15 protein-coding genes are annotated in these 17,348 nt (G+C 61.2%); 10 read left to right on the forward strand and 5 right to left on the reverse strand.

Features of this window, described 5'->3' with window-relative positions:
* The first annotated feature begins 21 nt into the window (after nucleotides 1–21).
* The 4 genes from F8N62_RS17430 (at nucleotide 22) to F8N62_RS17445 (ending at nucleotide 4,018) form a co-directional block, all read left to right on the forward strand.
* On the forward strand, nucleotides 22–771 hold the full coding sequence (locus tag F8N62_RS17430) for an SDR family oxidoreductase (RefSeq protein WP_150711831.1): 750 nt from the start codon (nucleotides 22–24) through the stop codon (nucleotides 769–771).
* 79 nt (nucleotides 772–850) lie between these two features.
* The gene (locus F8N62_RS17435) at nucleotides 851–1,261 is read left to right on the forward strand and encodes a cupin domain-containing protein (RefSeq protein ID WP_150711832.1); all 411 of its coding nucleotides are present in this window, start codon (nucleotides 851–853) and stop codon (nucleotides 1,259–1,261) included.
* Between the two features lie 100 nt (nucleotides 1,262–1,361).
* On the forward strand, nucleotides 1,362–2,447 hold the full coding sequence (locus F8N62_RS17440) for an HlyD family secretion protein (protein ID WP_150711833.1): 1,086 nt from the start codon (nucleotides 1,362–1,364) through the stop codon (nucleotides 2,445–2,447).
* Entirely contained in the window at nucleotides 2,444–4,018 is a 1,575-nt protein-coding gene (locus tag F8N62_RS17445; protein WP_150711834.1) for a DHA2 family efflux MFS transporter permease subunit, read from the forward strand. Before F8N62_RS17440 ends, F8N62_RS17445 begins: the two co-directional genes overlap by 4 nt.
* Before the next feature lie 453 nt (nucleotides 4,019–4,471).
* Here F8N62_RS17445 and F8N62_RS17450 read toward each other — a convergent pair whose 3' ends face one another.
* Nucleotides 4,472–4,972, reverse strand: coding sequence for a PaaI family thioesterase (locus tag F8N62_RS17450; RefSeq protein WP_150711835.1), 501 nt, complete (start codon nucleotides 4,970–4,972; stop codon nucleotides 4,472–4,474).
* Between the two features lie 154 nt (nucleotides 4,973–5,126).
* Here F8N62_RS17450 and F8N62_RS17455 point away from each other — a divergent pair, with 154 nt between their 5' ends.
* The gene (locus F8N62_RS17455; RefSeq protein ID WP_150711836.1) at nucleotides 5,127–7,697 is read left to right on the forward strand and encodes an EAL domain-containing protein; all 2,571 of its coding nucleotides are present in this window, start codon (nucleotides 5,127–5,129) and stop codon (nucleotides 7,695–7,697) included.
* A 33-nt stretch (nucleotides 7,698–7,730) separates the two neighbouring features.
* On the opposite strand, the gene F8N62_RS17460 is transcribed toward F8N62_RS17455, so the two are convergent.
* On the reverse strand, nucleotides 7,731–8,135 hold the full coding sequence (locus F8N62_RS17460; RefSeq protein ID WP_150711837.1) for a RidA family protein: 405 nt from the start codon (nucleotides 8,133–8,135) through the stop codon (nucleotides 7,731–7,733).
* A gap of 131 nt (nucleotides 8,136–8,266) precedes the next feature.
* Between F8N62_RS17460 and F8N62_RS17465 the strand changes: the two genes are divergently transcribed.
* Nucleotides 8,267–9,193 (forward strand): LysR family transcriptional regulator, encoded by a 927-nt coding sequence (locus tag F8N62_RS17465; protein WP_150711838.1) that lies wholly within the window; start codon nucleotides 8,267–8,269, stop codon nucleotides 9,191–9,193.
* Between the two features lie 190 nt (nucleotides 9,194–9,383).
* The gene (locus F8N62_RS17470; protein WP_150711839.1) at nucleotides 9,384–12,191 is read left to right on the forward strand and encodes an amino acid adenylation domain-containing protein; all 2,808 of its coding nucleotides are present in this window, start codon (nucleotides 9,384–9,386) and stop codon (nucleotides 12,189–12,191) included.
* Between the two features lie 44 nt (nucleotides 12,192–12,235).
* On the opposite strand, the gene F8N62_RS17475 is transcribed toward F8N62_RS17470, so the two are convergent.
* Nucleotides 12,236–13,087, reverse strand: a complete 852-nt coding sequence (locus F8N62_RS17475) for a CAP domain-containing protein (protein WP_150711840.1) — start codon at nucleotides 13,085–13,087, stop codon at nucleotides 12,236–12,238.
* A 199-nt stretch (nucleotides 13,088–13,286) separates the two neighbouring features.
* Here F8N62_RS17475 and F8N62_RS17480 point away from each other — a divergent pair, with 199 nt between their 5' ends.
* From F8N62_RS17480 to F8N62_RS17490, 3 genes are all read left to right on the forward strand, one after another.
* Nucleotides 13,287–13,907, forward strand: coding sequence for a cell wall hydrolase (locus tag F8N62_RS17480; RefSeq protein WP_150711841.1), 621 nt, complete (start codon nucleotides 13,287–13,289; stop codon nucleotides 13,905–13,907).
* Between the two features lie 94 nt (nucleotides 13,908–14,001).
* Complete coding sequence (locus tag F8N62_RS17485) at nucleotides 14,002–14,934, forward strand: GlxA family transcriptional regulator (RefSeq protein ID WP_150711842.1); 933 nt, start codon at nucleotides 14,002–14,004, stop codon at nucleotides 14,932–14,934.
* 95 nt (nucleotides 14,935–15,029) lie between these two features.
* On the forward strand, nucleotides 15,030–15,998 hold the full coding sequence (locus tag F8N62_RS17490) for a nitrilase-related carbon-nitrogen hydrolase (protein ID WP_150711843.1): 969 nt from the start codon (nucleotides 15,030–15,032) through the stop codon (nucleotides 15,996–15,998).
* A gap of 75 nt (nucleotides 15,999–16,073) precedes the next feature.
* Here the strand turns inward: F8N62_RS17490 and F8N62_RS17495 are convergent, their stop codons facing one another.
* Both F8N62_RS17495 and F8N62_RS17500 read right to left on the reverse strand, forming a co-directional pair.
* Nucleotides 16,074–16,772, reverse strand: a complete 699-nt coding sequence (locus F8N62_RS17495) for a dienelactone hydrolase family protein (RefSeq protein WP_150711844.1) — start codon at nucleotides 16,770–16,772, stop codon at nucleotides 16,074–16,076.
* 55 nt (nucleotides 16,773–16,827) lie between these two features.
* Nucleotides 16,828–17,343, reverse strand: coding sequence for a DoxX family protein (locus F8N62_RS17500; RefSeq protein WP_150711845.1), 516 nt, complete (start codon nucleotides 17,341–17,343; stop codon nucleotides 16,828–16,830).
* Between the last annotated feature and the right edge of the window lie 5 nt (nucleotides 17,344–17,348).

A 17,348-nucleotide genomic window follows, 5' to 3' on the forward strand; every position in this document is an offset into this window, starting at 1 on the left:
GTCCATAAGTGGAGAGAGCCCATGAAGATCGTCGTCATTGGAGGCACTGGCCTCATCGGATCGAAACTTGTGAACAACCTCCGCGAGCGCGGTCACGACGTGCTCGCCGCCGCCCCCAGTACGGGCGTCAACAGCATCACCCGCGAAGGGCTGGCCAACGCGATGGATGGCACCGACGTCGTGGTCGACGTGGCGAACGCGCCGTCGTGGGAAGACCAGGCCGTCCTGGATTTCTTCGAAACCTCGACCCGTAACCTGCTGGCCGCCGAAGCGGCTGCCGGGGTTAGCCATCACGTTGCGCTGTCCATCGTCGGCAGTGAGCGCCTGCCCGAAAACGGTTACTTCCGCGCCAAGGTCGCGCAGGAAGACCTGATCAAGGCGTCACGTATCCCTTACACCCTCCTGCGTGCCACGCAGTTTTTCGAATTCGTCGGCGGCATCGCGCAGTCGGCCACCGTGGGCGAGGAAATTTGCCTGTCGCCGGCGCTGATCCAGCCGATGGCGTCCGACGACGTGGCCGCCGCGCTGACAGAGGTGGTGTTGGCAGCACCGCTCAACGGCACAGTCGAAGTCGCCGGCCCCGAAGCCATACCGCTGGACGAACTGGTCCGGCGTTTTCTGCGGGCCTCTGGCGACACCCGCAAGGTCGTGCCGGATGTGCATGCGCGCTACTTCGGCGCGGTGCTCGACGACCAGTCGCTGACCCCCGGCGAGAACCCGCGACTGGGAGCGACCCGCTTCGAGGACTGGCTCGCCGAGGCGCGGTACTGAGGCGATGGCCGTCAAACAACAACGCGGCGACCCGACGTCGGGTCGCGCTGATCACAACACACCATAAGGAAGCATTGCCATGTTGACCCAATTAATCCTAGCCGCTGCATGCGCCGCGTTTTCGCTCACCGCGTCGGCGGCTGACAAGCCCGCCGGCAAGGTCACGGTGGTGTTCGACCAGCCGATTCCGAATATCCCCGGCAAGAGCATGCGTGGCGTGCTCGTCGAGTACGCGCCGGGCGGCTCGTCACCGGCCCATACCCATCCGAAATCGGCCTTCATTTATGCCACGGTGCTTGAAGGCGCTGTGCGCAGTGCGGTGAACGGAGCGCCGGAAAAGGTCTACAACGCCGGCGAAAACTTCGTCGAGGAACCGGGCTCGCACCACCAGGTCAGCGCGAACGCCAGCGACACGAAACCTGCGCGCCTTCTGGCCGTGTTCGTCCTCGATACCGGCGAAACAGTGCTGGTCACGCCCACCGGAAAGTAATCCGGTGCACGCGCTCATCGACGCCTGACAGCAGGGCGGCAGGCCATTGCCGCCCTGTAGCGGTTTCAGGTCCATGGCATTGACACAGGACATGAGAAACATGAACTCGCACCGGGACAACACCGCCGTCGACGCCGCAGCCCCTGTGGCGCTGGCGCGGCGCAGCAAGAAAAAACTCATCGGCCTGCTGCTGTGCATCGGCGCCGTGGTGGTCCTGGCGGGGGGATGGGCCATGGCGGTGTCGAGCGGCGCCACCTCGACGGACAACGCTTACGTGCGCGGCGACGTGACGTCGCTCGCCGCCAAGGTCGCCGGCTACATCACGGCGGTAGAAGTCGAGGACAATCAAAACGTGCGGGCGGGCGACGTGTTGTTTCGCATCGACGACCGTGACTACCGCGCGCGGCTTGCGCAAGCCGTGGCCAATATCAAAGCTGCCGAGGCTCGCCTGACCCATGTCGAGGCGGAGACGCTGCTTCAGCGTTCGCTGATTCGCCAGGCCGAGGCCCAGCGCCGTTCGGCTTCCGCCGAGATGAACCTGGCGGCCAAGACTCACGACCGCAGCCGAAAACTGATCGTCAGCAATGCCGTCAGCCAGGCCCACGTCGATGAAAGCGACGCCGCCCGATTGCGTGCCGAGGCAACGGTGTCGGGCGCTTCGGCAACGGTCGAAGCGCAGCAGCAACGCATCGCCGTGCTGGTGGCCCAGCGCGAAGCCGCCGTTGCCGCGGTCACCCAGGCGCAGGCCGCGCGGGACCTGGCGCAGATCGATCTCGACAGCACCGTCGTCCGCGCGCCAGTGGATGGGGTGGTCGGTAACCGGCAGGTGCGTCTCGGGCGGTATGTGACGACGGGCGTTTCGCTGCTCGATATCGTACCGGTCCATGACGTCTGGATCGTGGCGAATTTCAAGGAAACCCAGCTTGAAGGCCTGCGCCCCGGACAACGCGTGCGCATCACCGTCGACGGCTACCCCAGCGAAGCCTTCGAGGGGGTGGTCGACAGCTTTGCACCGGGCAGCGGCTCGGCGTTCAGTTTGCTGCCCGCAGACAACGCGACCGGTAACTTTGTGCGGGTCGTGCAGCGGGTTCCGGTGAAGATCCGGCTGGTCAATAATCCGTTGCCGGGCCGCATCGTCCCCGGCCTGTCTGCGCGGGTCGAGGTCGCCGCCGGGAGCGACTCATGAGCGTCGCGGCCACCCTGAAAACGGGCACATCGACCGGTGTGATGCTGTTCGTGGGGATTGTGCTGGCCACCCTGACCGAAGCGATCGCCAGCACGGTGCTGGCGCTCGGACGCAGCGATATCATCGGCGACACCTACGCCACGCCTGATGAGTTCGCCTGGCTGGACGTCGGCTATACCGCGTTCAAGCTGATCGGGTTCATAACGTCTGCCTGGCTGCTCCAGCGCTTCAATCCCCGTCATGTGGTCATTGGCGCGACCCTGGTCATGGGCCTGGCGTGTTTGATTGCCGCGTTTACCGCTCGACTGGACCTGTTGATCGCGCTGCGGATTATTCAGGGTTTCGCCGGGGGCACGCTGCTGGTCGGGGGGCAGGTGATCATCTTCCGGGGCTATCCGCGCGCCCGTCAGCCGATTCTTCAGGCGCTGTTTGCCATGGGCGCGGTGGTCGCACCGGCGACGTTCGCGCCGGCCCTGCAAGGATGGTTGATCGATAGCCAGTCCTGGACCTGGATCTTTTTCAGCGTTGTGCCGATAGCCCTGGTGGCAAGCGGCCTGTTGCTGATCAGCGACGGCCCGGCACCCGCCAGACGGCGGGAGCGTGCGTTCGACTGGATCGGCTTTGCGCTGATTTCGCTCAGCCTGTTCTGTTTCACTTATGTGCTCAGCCAGGGCAGTCGTTGGGATTGGTTCGAGGCGCCGCGCATCCTCTGGCTGACCTTCATCGGCGCTGCGGCATTGCTGGCGTTTCTCGGCCAGCAATTATTGGCCGCAGGGCAGGGACTGCTCGACTTCACGCTGTTCAAGTCGAGCGATTTCACCTTCGCCTTTATTGTCAGTTTTGTTGCCGGTGCTGCCTTGTTCGGTAGCGCGTTTCTGATCCCGGCGTTCGCGCTGTCCGTGCTCGCGTTCACGCCCACCGAGGCCGGCTTGCTGCTGTTGCCCAGTGGCGCGTTGTTTATCGGCGCGCTGCTGGTGGCGGCTGTTCTCTTTCAGGTCCGTCACGTTGCGCCGTTCGCCACGGTGCCATTCGGTATCGCGATGATCATGGTCGCAATGTGGATGTTGTCCGGTTCGACCAGCGAAAGCGGCAGTGACGACATGATGGCCGCCGTTCTGTTGCGCGGCCTGGGCCTTGGCTTTCTGTTTCTGTCGATCACGTTGATAGCGTTCAGCGACCTTAACAGCCGAAACCTCGCCGCTGGCATAGGCCTGTTCAATACGGGGCGGCAGATAGGTGGGCTCATGGGAGTTGCAGGGCTTCAGACCTTGATTGATCACCACGCCGTGGCCAATGCCGTGGTGCTCGGCGCTAACCTCACGCCGGGAGGGCAGGCGGTGATCGAACGGCTGACCACCACTGCGGCGATGCTGGGCGGGAAGGGGATGGAGGCGGCGGCTGCCAGCCGGGCGGCCACGAGCCTGTTGGGCCGGCTGGTGACCGGGCAGTCCACTGTGATTGCCTTCGATACCGCGTTCATGGCTGTCACGTTGCTGTTTGCGGTTGCTGCGCCGGTGCTTGTAGCGATCAAGATCGGCTTGTCGCGTTTTGCGAAACACCGCGCTGGGTGAACGGTGTACATATCCATTTCTGCGGTAACGGCCACTTAGGGTTTCGCCCTTACGGCGACTCACTTTTTTTACAAGCGCCAAAAAAAAGTAAGCAAAAAAACGCTCGCCCCGGCGTCCGGCCCCTCGCTAAGGCTCGGCGTTCCCTCGCTCCGGTCCTGCTCCGTGGGCCCGCTGCCATCGGCCATCCATGGCCGGGGGCAGCTAGCCCGGCATCCATGCCGGGCTGCCCACTGCGCAGAACCTCCACTCGGCCTCCCGAAGGGGCGGGCAGATCAAAATCAAAAGCAGGATCAAATGCGCAAGGCGAGCTAACGCTCGGCCTCGTGGTTTGGTTGGATTGGTTCGCTGCGGGGTTCATTGTGGGAGCGAGCCTGCTCGCGAATGCGTTCTGACAGCCACCGCATTTTTCCGGATGTCCCGGAAGCTCCCGGCAATAAAGCTCCTGGTGCCGTGCTACACCTCCCGCCCATGCGCGACCGCCGCCAGTTGCCCGGTATCAACGCGCACAAACACAGAGTCGCCCACCGCCGTGAGCACTTCGCCGGCGTAGACCTCGCAGATCACCCGGGTTTTGCGTCCGACCTCGCCGTTCACTTTCGCCCGCAGGGTCAGCGGGACGCCCATCGGGGTCGGTTTGATGAATTTGATGCCGAGGTTGCCCGTGACGCAATTGATCCGGGGCAGGCTGGCGGCGTCGCGGTTTTCCGTGCGGTAGTGGTAGGCCATCGCGGTCCAGTTGGAGTGGCAATCCACCAGCATCGCGACCAGTCCGCCGTACACCAGGTCCGGCCAGCCGCAATATTTTGCATCCGGCAGGTGCTCGGCGACGACGTGCACGCCGTCTTCATGCCAGTAGCTTTTGATGTGCAGCCCGTGCGGATTGCTGCCGCCGCAGCCGTAGCAAACGCCTTCAGGCGCGGCGGTGTCTTGCAGGGAAGTCTCGAGCGTGGACATAACGGGGTCTTCCTTAAAATGTGAACCAGTCGAGGAAGATGTTAACGCCGAACGCAGAAAGATTGACGTTGAATTGGCCGCAGGCTCATCGTTCTGCGAACGCAGCCGATAGCGTGGTATGCAACCGACTTGCGCCAATCAACAGCGGGAATCCATGCCAACACATCTCGCAACTCCTATCCATGCCCCCTGCCATCGCTCCAGCGTGCGGTTGGCACGTGCCTCGCTGTTCAAGTTTGCGGGGCTGTTGGCCGGGGTGTTTTTACTGGCCGGGTTCGCGCTTATTTATCTGGCCAATGATCTGGACCGGACGGAGGAGGGCGAAAGCGCGTTTTACACCAAGAAGGCCATGCAGTCGCTGGAAAAGTCCTTGCGCTCAACCGTCAGGGATTACGCGTTTTGGGGGGATGCCTACACGCATTTGCATGTTTCAGTCGACCCGGACTGGGCTTTTGTCAGTCAAAACGTCGGCCCCACGCTGTATGCCGATTTTGGATTTCAGGGGCTGTTCGTCGTCAATGACGTGAATCGCACGGTTTACTCGGTGATCAAGGGTGAACTGAAAACCGTCGAGGCCGGCGAGTGGCTGAAGCAGTCCATCGCCGGGATTCTGGATAAGGCGCGTGCAGGCGCGGAAACCGAAACGCCGATAACCGCCTTCATCAATATCGACGGAGCACCCGCCCTCGTCGCGGCCGCCGCCATCACCCCGGGAACGGACCCGACCGTGGAACCTGATGACCGGGCGCCGTCGGTATTGATTTTCGTCAACGTGTTAAACAGCACCAAACTTGAGAAGATCGGCGACGACTTCGGGATCAATCAGTTGCACGTCGTCACGCCCGGCCAAAGGGCAGTTGCATCGGTCTACCCGTTGGGCGACGACGGTTCCGCCGGCAGCCTGCAGTGGACGCCTGAGCAACCTGGCCTGCGGTTACTGGGTGTCGGTTTACCCTTGATCGGCTTCGCCGCGCTGCTGGTGTGCCTCATGACGTGGGCAATTTTGCGTCGCACCACCGCGGGTGCATTGGCGCTGGACGCCAGCTACGCGTCGCTGCAGAGCAGTCAGGAGGCCCTCGCCACCAGCGAAGCGCGCTTTCGCGACGTCGTTGAAGCCAGTTCGGATTGGGTGTGGGAAATCGATGCCGAGTGGCACTTCACCTTTTTGTCTGAGCGATTTGAGGCGGTAACGGGGCTCTCCCGAGAGGCCTGGATGGGTGCGCTGATCAACGATCTGCTCAGCACCGAGCCGGGCACGCTGTCCCAGTGGCTGAGCATCCCCAACCGGCGGCCGGACATCAGCATTCAATGTCGCTACCTCGACACCAAAGGTCAGGAGCGAATCACCCGTCTGTCGGCTCGAAAAATGACCGTTGGAGGGTACCGGGGGACGGCGACGGATGTGACGGAAGAAGTCGAAGCCCGTCGGCGCATCGAATTCCTCTCACAGCATGACGCCCTGACCGGACTTCCCAACCGGACCCGTCTTCGGGAATTTCTCGACGGTAAACTCAAGGCGTTGCCAACGGTAGAGCAACCTCTGGTTATGCTGTGCCTGGACCTTGATCGCTTCAAACCGGTCAATGATTTGCTCGGCCACGCTGCCGGTGACCGGGTGCTCAATGAAGTGTCGAGTCGCCTGGCGGACTGCCTGCGCCACGGCGACCTGGTGGCCCGGGTCGGCGGCGATGAGTTTGTCTTGATCCTGACCGATGTCAGTTCCCAGGAAGAAGTCGAGGCGCTCTGCCGCCGCCTGATCGAATCCATCGAGCGGCCGATCGGGATCGAAGAGCAGGAAGTGTTCGTCAGCGCCAGTATCGGCATCGCGATGGCGCCAAATGACGCTTGCGAGGCTGCGGAACTGCTGCGCTATGCGGATATTGCGTTGTACGAGGCCAAGGCGGGAGGGCGCAACACCTGGCGTTTTTACGCCGGCGATATGAACGCCAGGATCATTGAGCGCCGCCAGCTGGAAAGCGACCTGCGTTACGCGATCAAACACGGCGAGCTGCGCCTGCATTTCCAGCCGCGCTATCGCATCGCCGACGGTCAGATGGTCGGTGCCGAGGCGTTGGTCAGGTGGCAACATCCTGAGCGCGGCCTGATTCCACCCGACACGTTTATTCCGATTGCCGAGGAATCGGGGCTGATTCTTTCTCTGAGTAACTGGGTGATCGATACCGCCTGCCGTTGCGCTGCCCGCTGGCCGGAGCGCCTGTTCGTCTCCGTCAATCTGTCGCCCAGCGAATTCAAACGCGGCAATCTGGTCGAGCGCCTGCAGACCACACTGCGCGATTCTGGAATCGATCCGGCCCGACTGGAACTGGAAATCACCGAAAGCGTCATGCTCGAAGACGCCACCGGCGCACTTGAGATCATGCGCACGCTCAAACGCCTCGGCGTGCGGATCTCGATGGACGATTTTGGTACGGGGTATTCTTCACTGAGTTACCTGCGCACCTTCCCTTTCGATGGCCTGAAAATCGACCGCAGCTTTTTGAGCCGGCTGGTCGATAACGAGGATGACAAAGCCATCATCCAGGCCATCGTAGGGCTGGGCCGTGCGTTATCCCTGACCGTCACGGCAGAAGGCGTCGAAACGGCCGATCACCTGAAATTGCTCAAAGCGGTGGCGTGTGATGAAGCCCAAGGCTATTTCCTCAGCCGGCCGCTGGATACGGAAGCCTTCGACGCGTTGGTCGGCGTGTACGAGGAAGTCCGTTAAAGACTCTTTGTGCCGAACGTCAGTCACGGCCCTTTAGCCCTTGGCGGTCTCCGGCAGTCTGGCGATCACCTTGATTTCGAACTGGAATCCATACAGCCACGTCACGCCGACGCCGGTCAACGTCGGGTGCGGCGCGTTGCCCCAGAACTCCGGCACGATCTTCCAGATAGTGTCGAAGGTCGACTCGGGGTCGACGATGAACACCGTGACGTCAATCACGTCGTCAAAGGTGCAACCAGCCGCCAGCAGAATCGCGTTCAGATTGTTGAAAGCCAGTCGCACCTGGGCTTCCAGCTCGGGCTCGGGCGATCCATCCTCTTTGCTGCCGACTTGCCCCGAGACGAACAGAAAGCCGTTGGAGCGGATGGCCGGGGAATAGCGATTGCGCTCGTAAAGCGCTTGGCGTTTGGGCGGGAAAACTACATCACGCGATGTCATAAGGTGCCTCCATCAATGGGTCGGTTCCAGCGTTGAAGGGACTTTAGGCACTTGCATCCGGGCGATAAACCAGCGAGCTTGGCTATCACTGTTTGGCAAATCCAAACAATCCGATCGATACAGGGGCCGCAATGGACCGTTTTGATGCGATGCAGGCATTTGCGCGAGTGGTGGAGGCGGGCAGTTTCACCAAGGCGGCCGACACCCTGCATATGAGCAAGACCACCGTGACCCAACTGGTGCAACAGCTTGAGGCGCGATTGCGGGTCAAGTTGCTCAACCGCACCACACGCAAAGTCAACGTGACGGCCGATGGCGCCGTGTATTACGAACGGGTGCTACGCCTGCTGGCCGACATGGACGATGCCGAGACCAGTCTGTCCGGCGCCTCATCATTGCCCCGCGGGCGATTGCGCGTGGATGTGCCGAGCCCGTTGGCCCGCCTGATTCTGGTACCGGCGTTGCCGGATTTTTACGCGCGTTATCCCGACATCCAGATCGACTTGGGTGTCAGTGATCGCATCGTCGACTTGATCGACGAGAACGTCGATTGCGTGGTGCGCGGCGGCGAGTTGACGGATCAGTCGTTGATGGCGCGCAAAGTGGCTGACCTGCCGCTGGGCGTGTTCGCCGCGCCCAGCTACCTCGCCCGTGTCGGCACGCCCGCGCATCCGCGCGACCTGGAGGATTCCGCCCATCGAATCGTTGGTTTCCTGTGGGCGCGCACTGGCAAACCGGTGCCTTATGCCCTGTACAACCACAGCGAACGTTTGCAGATAAAGGGTCGCTACGCGCTGGCCGTCGACGATGGTAACGCCTACCTCGCGGCCGGCCTCGCCGGGCTGGGCGTTCTGTGGTTGCCCAGGTACATGTCTAGAGATTGCGAGGCGAGTGGCGCGTTGGTACCGCTGTTCCAAGACTGGAGCCTCGAGCCGATGCCGCTCTACGTGGCATTCCCGCCGAACAGGCACATCAGCCTCAAGCTGCGGGTGTTTATCGACTGGGTGGTTGAGTTGATGGCGCAACACGCGCCGGTCAGCGGCCGGGGGGCTGCGTGACATCCGACGCGGTGATTTCGCTCAACCGCGTTGGCGCCGGCGGCCGCTGTGGACTACCTTTCAAGCGTTCAGCCTGAAGTAGAACTACGCTGCATGTTTTTGCCTGGCTACCGATAAATTCCGCGCCGTCTCACTGAGGATTTTAGGGGCTCGACGAACCACGTATGGATCATGCGGAGCCTAAAACAACATGCAGGACCCTCGCCCGGACCCGACGCTCGACCTGGAATACGCTGCGCAACGTCCGATTTTCACGGATTTCCTGCAGCACGCGGGGCAATCGCCTGATGCAATCGCGGTGATCTCGCCAGACGCGACGTGCAGTTACGGTCAGCTTGAACAGGTCAGTCAGGCAATTGCTGCTTTCCTGATCGGACAGGGTGCCACTTCCTCCGACCGGGTTGTCATCGTGTCGGGGCGTTGTGCGGGGTTGGTCTACGCCATGCTCGGCGCGTTGCGCGCCGGGCTGATGTTCACGGTGGCCGACGTCGCCTATCCACCGGCGCGCGTCGCTCAAATCATTCGGGCATTGCAGCCTTCTTACGTGTTGCTGTGCGGTGAAGCCGCTGTCGGTCCCGATCCAGAGCACCTTGACTCAACACACGTCGTGCGAATCCCGGAAATCCCCGCCGCCGTGCTGCAGGAATTTCCCGTCGCTCAAAAGGGTCCGCCGCCAGTCGACCCGCGCGCCCCGGCCTATGTCACCTTCACGTCGGGCAGCACCGGCGAACCGAAAGGGATTGTGACGAATCACGCGCCGTTGGTTCACTTCATCGAGTGGCATGTCCGACGACATTCTTTTACCCGCGAGGAGCGCTTTTCCCTGCTGTCCGGTCTTGGCCATGACCCGGTCTACCGGGATGTATTCACGCCGCTGTCGATTGGCGCGACCGTCTGCATTCCCGCCCAGTCACTGGTCATCGATCCTGCGGCGCTGGCGAAGTGGATCCATGAAAGTGCCATTTCCGTCATCCACCTGACCCCGCCCTTGGGCAAGCTGATTGAAACCGGGGCAAAACTCAACGGACGGCCATTGAATGCCCTGCGCTATCTGTTCTGGGGTGGAGATGCACTCAGCAGCACGCTGTACGAGCAGATACGCGTCATCGCGCCCAACGCCATCAGCGTGAATTTCTACGGCACCACCGAAACTCCCCAGGCCATGGCGTTCCATCAAGTCGACCCTGATGCCAACAATGCGCGGATTCCACTCGGCAAAGGTGTTGAAGGGGCACAATTGCTGGTGGTGAATGACGCGAGCGAGTTGGTGGGCGAGGGCGATGTCGGCGAGATTCTGATACGCAGCCCTTACTTGTCGCTGGGTTACTGGCATGACACCGCGCAAACCAGCGAAAAATTCGTTGTGAACCCGTTTACGAATAGTGCGGGTGACCTTTGTTATAAAACTGGAGACCTTGGCACTTACCTGTCAGATGGCAGTGTCCTGTTTCTGGGGCGGGGCGACAGTCAGGTCAAGATCCGTGGGCACCGAATCGAATTAAGCGAAATCGAAGTGGCGGTATCGCGGCATCCGCGGATCAAACAGTGCGTCGTCTCGGCCGTCAACGACAGTGCGCCGGTGAGGCTGGTTGCGTATTGCGTTTCAGCAAGTCCCGTTTCATCGCTTGAATTGCGTGAACAGGTCAGTCGCGAACTTCCGGACTACATGGTGCCGGCATTGTTCCTGTTTCTGGACGCCATCCCGCTCACGCCAAACGGCAAGATCGACAAGCGTGCGCTGCCCCCGATCAACCTCGAGTCGACGGCTTCAACCTCGCGCCAGGACCTGTCACCTGCCGCCCATAAACTGGCCGCCGCGTGGGCTGAGATACTCGAAGTCCCGCACATCGATGCCAATTTGTCATTTGTGGAACTGGGCGGTGATTCGCTCTCGTTCGTGCAGGCGTCGATGGTGCTGGAGCAGTTGATTGGCCCGCTCCCCGACCAATGGGAAACGATACCGGTACGCGAACTTGGCGAGCGGACCAAGGCAGCCAGTTCTTCATTCTTTTCCCTGCGGGCGATGGAAGTCCCGGTGCTGTTGCGGGTGATGTCGATCCTGCTGATTGTGATCGGGCACCTTCAACTTTTTTCCGCTTGGCCGATTGCGGGTGAGACGACGGTGTTGTTCATCGTTTCGGGTATCAGCCTGGCCAGGTTTCAACTGCAGATCATCACCGAGCGCGGCAGCGCGCATACGTTGTTGAAATCCATTGCCACTATCGCGGTCCCCACCTTGCTGTACGCGCTGCTGGTGCAAATCGTCTTCGATCGTGTTCACTGGCAAACCCTGTTGTTCGTTTCAAACTGGTTTCCTGAAAGTGACGTCGGCTATTTCAACTATTGGTATATCGAAGTACTGCTGCAGATGATTGCCATCATCGGGATTGCATTGTCATTCGATCGCGTCAGGAAAACACTGATGGCGAATCCGTTTCGCAACCTGGTGATTGCCGCGTGTGGATTGGCAGTGGCAGATCTGGTGATCAATGCGTATGTCTTCGATGCCAATGCGTTGTATGGCCGGGTGCCGCAGCACTTTCTTGCAATCATGGTCCTGGGCATGGCCATTCATTACGCCCACTCAACGACCCGCAAGTGGGTGGCCAGTGTGGTCACGGTCGTGGTGCTGGGCGGGCAGGACCTGCTTCTCATGTACGGCACCCAGCCGCTCGGCGTGGACATCAGCCAGTACGTTGATATCGCCATTCCCGCCGTGCTCGCGGCGATCTGGATCAGGGCCGTTCCGGTGCCCGGTCTGTTGGCGCGGGGGCTGGCGTTGATTGCTTCGTCAACGCTGTACATCTACCTGACGCATTTCCAGTTTCAGTCCCTCGCCCGGCGCATTGTCGACCAGCCGATGGTCGGGGTGATCGTGGCGATTGTCGGTGGGATCGCGGTGGCTTATGCCTGGAACAAGGTGGTTCGAGTGGTGTTACTGCACTGGAACAAGAGCCGCAAGAAAGCCGCCGCGGATACCGTCGAACGGGTCGTGTGACGGTGGCCCGGGTCGCGGGCCACTGACGTTCCCTGCGCGTCCGGTTACGGCGTCCCGAACATCGCCGTCCAGTAAATGCCCGAGTCACTCTTAGGATCAACCGCATACGCTGCGCCCAACTCCTGGTACTGCGGGTTCATCAGGTTGGCGCAGTGCCCGGGGCTGGCGACCCAACCTTCAACCACCTTGCGCACGGTGTCTTGCCCGGCGGCAATGTTTTCGCCGATTTGCGGCCCGCTGTAACCCGCCAGTTCGGCGCGGTCACCTGGCGTGCGGCCATCGCGTTCCTTGTGATCGAAGTAGTTGTTGTTGGCCATGGACCGCGAATGGGTCTCGGCCGCCGTCGCCAGCGTCGCGTTCCAGGTCAGCGGGGTGGTGGCGGTAAAGGATTGCGTGCCGCACTGCTGTGGCCGGCTGCGGGCGACGTTGATTTCGGCCAGCAGTTTCTGGCCTTCCGCCTGCCAGTCGCCCAGCCGTGCACTCAACAGCGGACGGGCCAGCACGATGCGCCATTCACGGTCCTGGCGACTGACGCCGATGTCGACAAATTGCGGGTCCAGCACGATCTGGCAAAAAGTCTCCTGAATCGCTTTCATCGCCGATGGCGCATCTCGCGGCCCGGACAGGCTGATCGCCTGCACATTTTTCATCGGGTAACCCGCGGTCACCATGGCTTGCTGCAGATTGCCGACGTTGGTGGCGGACAGCGCCAGCCGAGGATCGCCCGCCAGCGGCGGCAGTTCCGAAGAGACCTCGCCCGCGCAGCGCTGCACCTGGCTGCGGTAATCGTTGATTGAGTCGATCAATTGTTTCTCGTCGACCGCGAGCGCTTTCGCGGCGAACAACAGGCCCAGTGACAAGGTGGCAAGGCGCAAAACGGATGGCAGGACACGCATGGAAATCTCCCTAATCTGACTGCGCACATCATGCGCGATGACACCCCCGTTTGCGCAATGCCTTTTCGCGACGAAATTCAGCGTGTTGGCCGTCTGTCGGAATGAAATCTGGCAACTACAATCAAGCCATGTCGCCCGCAAGGCGCGGTGCAGCGTCGACATATGAAGCTTGAATCCAGTTCACTCAGAAGGGTCGATCATGGGATTAATCTGGTTAGCAGCCTGCCTCGCACTCACGTTACTCGGCGGCCAGGCAGTGGCGACCGAACAGGAACAAAAAGAACATACGGCCGAAAACAAGGCCGAAGTACTGGAACATAAAGCCGCAGAGAAGGGCACCGATGTTCCGGTGCCCAAATCCGAAGCGATTACCACCTCCGAAGTGCAGGCCGTCGACCCGGCGGGCGCGGCGCCGCTGGACGATGCAATCACCTGTCTGGCGCGCTCGATCTATTGGGAAGCCAAAGGCAAATCATCGGCGGACATGGAAGCCGTCGCCAGTGTGGTGATGAATCGTCTGGGCCATGAAGGTTTCCCAGACACCGTTTGCGCGGTGGTCAAGCAAGGTTCGGAAAGCAAGAACTGCCAGTTTTCCTGGTGGTGTGACGGACGCGCGGACAGCGTTCAGGAAGAGACCGAGTACATGGTCGCCAAAGAAATCGCGCGCAAGGCCCTGAACAAGCAGCTCAACGACCGAAGCAACGGCGCGATGTATTTCCACGACCGTAGCGTCAAACCCGACTGGGCCAGGAAATACATCAAGACCACCGAGACGAAGAAGTTTCTCTTCTATAAGCCCCGGGGTGGAAACGCGATGTAGCGTAGACGCCGACTTTCATCAGTGGCTACCGCCGGCGTACAGTGTTGACCTGAAACCCGTCATGCCACCTTTAAGGTCAAGAGAGACTGTCGTCGTGCACAAGCTCGGACTCATCGTTTACCCCGGTTTCCAGGTGCTGGGCCTGGCCATGTGCGCCACGTTCGAATTGGCCAACGCGGCCGCCGCTGAACCGGTATACAGCATCAGTTTGTTGTCCGAGCACGGCGGCACGGTGCCGACCTCCGCCGGTTTTGGCGTGGAAACCACCGCGTTCGATCAGCGCTCGTTCGACACCTTGCTGGTGATGGGCGACAACCTTATCCGCCCGGTATCGCCGGGCATGGTGCAATTCTTGCTCAACGCCGCCCCGACCACCCGCCGCCTGGCCTCGATCTGCACCGGCGCCATCGCACTCGCGGAAGCCGGCTTGCTGGATGGCCGACGGGCGACCACCCACTGGTGTCACGCCCCGGCGCTGCAGCGGGCGTACCCGAAAGTGAAGGTGGAAGAAGACCGGATCTTCATCAACGACGGCAACCTCTGGACCGCCGCCGGGATGAGCGCGTGTGTTGACCTGGCGCTGGCGCTGGTCGAACAGGACCTTGGCGCCGAAGTGGCGCGGCGCGTGGCCCGGCAATTGGTGGTTTACCACCGACGCGCCGGTGGGCAGTCGCAGTTTTCGGCGATGCTCGAACTCGAGCCCAAGACTGATCGCATCCAGGCCGCGTTGAATTACGCCAAACAAAACCTGAAATCTGCGCTGTCCGTCGAGGCGCTGGCCGATGCGGCCAATCTCAGCCCTCGGCAGTTCAGTCGGGTGTTTCAGGCGGAAACCGGCCAGTCGCCGGCCAAGGCCATCGAAAACCTGCGCGTGGAGTCGGCCCGGCTAATGATGGAAACCGGTCGGCACGCCATTGACGTGGTTGCAACGGAAACCGGGTTTGGTGACCGGGAGCGTATGCGCCGGGCGTTTATTCGGGCGTTTGGGCAGCCGCCACAGGTGATTCAGCGGGCTAATCGTGCGTGATGTCCTAAAAGGGTGTGTATTCGACATTCAAGACAAAATATGATCAGCGTAATCTGGATCTCGTTCAAGCCCTTCCCCCGAACGAGATCATCACCATGACCATCGTCAAAGCCGCCGCCGTGCAGATCGCCCCCGTGCTCTACAGTCGCGAAGGCACCGTAGAAAAAGTCGTCAACAAGATTCGCGAACTCGGCGAACAGGGCGTGCAGTTCGCGGTTTTCCCTGAAACCATCGTGCCGTACTACCCCTATTTTTCCTTTGTGCAGTCGCCTTTCAAAATGGGCGCCGAGCATTACAAACTGCTGGACCAGGCGGTCGTCGTGCCGTCCATGACCACCGATGCCATTGGCCAGGCAGCGAAGGACGCCAACATGGTGGTGTCCATCGGCGTCAACGAGCGCGATGGCAGCACCCTCTACAACACGCAATTATTGTTCGACGCCGACGGCACTCTGATTCAGGCACGCCGCAAGATTTCGCCGACGTATCACGAGCGGATGATCTGGGGCATGGGCGACGGTTCCGGCTTGCGCGCAACCGACAGCGCCGTCGGCCGCATCGGTCAACTGGCGTGCTGGGAACACTACAATCCGCTGGCGCGCTACGCCCTGATCGAGGACGGCGAACAGATTCACGCGTCGATGTACCCGGGCTCGTTTGCCGGCCCGTTGTTCACCCGTCAGATGGAAGTCAGCATCCGCATGCATGCGCTGGAATCGGCGTGCTTTGTGGTGAACTCGACGGCCTGGCTGCACCCGGAGCAACAGGCGCAAATCATCGCCGACACCGGTTGCGAGATCGGTCCGATCTCCGGCGGTTGCTACACCGCAATCATTGATCCGCAGGGCGAAGTCGTCGGCGCGTTGACTGAAGGCGAAGGCGAGGTCATCGCCGACATCGATTTGTTCCAGATCGAAATCCGCAAACGCCAGATGGATGGCCGTGGTCACTACAGCCGTCCGGAAATTCTCAGCCTCAACATCGACCGCACGGCGCATCGGCATGTGCATGAGCGCGTCGCTCAGCCAGTGTTGGCTGTCGCTGGTCAAGCGCAAGAGGCGTGATGACGGCTACCGGTGATGGCGTCTTTGAAGTCGCCATGACCGGCAAGCCATGCTCCTGCGAGAAGCGGGTGGGACTTAGAGTTCCATCCCCAGAAAGATCAGCGTGTTGCCATGGGCCTCGACCGCTGCGCGCTGGTTGTAGCTGTCGCGATGCGAGCAGTTGAAACCGTGCTCCGCTTCCGGATAGACAACAATTTCGACGTTGTCATTGGTGTCGAACCGCTCGGCGATTTGCTCGACGGCTTCCAGTGGAATGTGGCTGTCCTGCTCACCGAAGTGCATCAGCAGCGGCACCTGGATTTCATCGGCACGGTCCAGTTGATTCTGGATGCCGCCGCCGTAATAGGCGATGGCCACATCCACCAGGCCGTTGGCGGCGGTGTGGTACGAGAGCAGGCCGCCGAAGCAGTAGCCGATGGAAGCGATCCCGCCGTCCAGACCCGGTTGGGCCTTGAGGGCGTCGATGGCCAGTTCGATGTCTTTCTGCGCCTTGCCGACGTCGGTGGCGTTCATCAACTCGACGGCGCGTTTCCAGCCGGCTTCGTCGTAGCTCAGTTCGATGCGCGCGCCGCTGCGCCAGAACAGGTCCGGCGCAATCACCAGGTAGCCGTCGGCGGCGTACTGCTCGGCGACGGAGCGGATGTGTTCGTTGACGCCGAAGATCTCCTGGATCAGTACGATCCCCGGTCCTTTCTGAGTATGCGGAATCGCCAGGTAAGCGCCGAACTTACCGTCGGCGCTGTCGATCTCGATCCATTGGGTGGTCACGCTCATGGTGGCTCCTGTCTACACAAGTGAGGTGGAAAGTGAAGCGTGCCACCATAACATTTCAACGATTGTTGCGACGCCAGAAGAATCGAGCCAGCAACGCATCGACGCTGAGCTTGCCGGCACCGGCCAACAACAGTGGCATCAGGGCAGCGAGGTAGATCAGCGGCAGTTTGAAATTGCCGTGGCCTTTGTTGGTGATGGCGTAACCCTGAGCCAGCTCACTCAATGTAGACCAATCGGCCGGCCAGTGAACGGCAGCGGTCGCAACCACAGTGACCACGATCAGCACGATGGCGCTGAAACGGGTGCCCAGACCGACCAGGATAGCCAGGGCGCAGATCAATTCGGCCCACATCGACAGTTCCCAGTTCAGCGTTGCCGGCACCTGGTCGAACGGAAACGGGAAGCGCTCCTGAATGTCGGCAAACCAGTTTTCGCCGTTCCATTTCTCCAGGCCGGACTCGAAGAATTCCCAGGCGATGAACAGCCGCAAGGTGAGGGGGGCCAGCCAGCTGCCGGCGCGGTCAAGGTTCAGGTGCAGGCCTTTCATGGCCGACGAGAGTGCAGTGTTCATGGACG

This window comes from Pseudomonas fluorescens (assembly GCF_902497785.1).
In the GTDB taxonomy this organism is placed as follows: domain Bacteria; phylum Pseudomonadota; class Gammaproteobacteria; order Pseudomonadales; family Pseudomonadaceae; genus Aquipseudomonas; species Aquipseudomonas fluorescens_BO.

Coding starts and splice junctions, on each gene's coding strand:
- F8N62_RS17430 (WP_150711831.1), top strand. CDS start 22: ATGAAGATCGTCGTCATTGGAGGCACTGGCCTCATCGGATCGAAACTT.
- F8N62_RS17435 (WP_150711832.1), top strand. CDS start 851: ATGTTGACCCAATTAATCCTAGCCGCTGCATGCGCCGCGTTTTCGCTC.
- F8N62_RS17440 (WP_150711833.1), top strand. CDS start 1,362: ATGAACTCGCACCGGGACAACACCGCCGTCGACGCCGCAGCCCCTGTG.
- F8N62_RS17445 (WP_150711834.1), top strand. CDS start 2,444: ATGAGCGTCGCGGCCACCCTGAAAACGGGCACATCGACCGGTGTGATG.
- F8N62_RS17450 (WP_150711835.1), bottom strand. CDS start 4,972: ATGTCCACGCTCGAGACTTCCCTGCAAGACACCGCCGCGCCTGAAGGC.
- F8N62_RS17455 (WP_150711836.1), top strand. CDS start 5,127: ATGCCAACACATCTCGCAACTCCTATCCATGCCCCCTGCCATCGCTCC.
- F8N62_RS17460 (WP_150711837.1), bottom strand. CDS start 8,135: ATGACATCGCGTGATGTAGTTTTCCCGCCCAAACGCCAAGCGCTTTAC.
- F8N62_RS17465 (WP_150711838.1), top strand. CDS start 8,267: ATGGACCGTTTTGATGCGATGCAGGCATTTGCGCGAGTGGTGGAGGCG.
- F8N62_RS17470 (WP_150711839.1), top strand. CDS start 9,384: ATGCAGGACCCTCGCCCGGACCCGACGCTCGACCTGGAATACGCTGCG.
- F8N62_RS17475 (WP_150711840.1), bottom strand. CDS start 13,087: ATGCGTGTCCTGCCATCCGTTTTGCGCCTTGCCACCTTGTCACTGGGC.
- F8N62_RS17480 (WP_150711841.1), top strand. CDS start 13,287: ATGGGATTAATCTGGTTAGCAGCCTGCCTCGCACTCACGTTACTCGGC.
- F8N62_RS17490 (WP_150711843.1), top strand. CDS start 15,030: ATGACCATCGTCAAAGCCGCCGCCGTGCAGATCGCCCCCGTGCTCTAC.
- F8N62_RS17495 (WP_150711844.1), bottom strand. CDS start 16,772: ATGAGCGTGACCACCCAATGGATCGAGATCGACAGCGCCGACGGTAAG.
- F8N62_RS17500 (WP_150711845.1), bottom strand. CDS start 17,343: ATGAACACTGCACTCTCGTCGGCCATGAAAGGCCTGCACCTGAACCTT.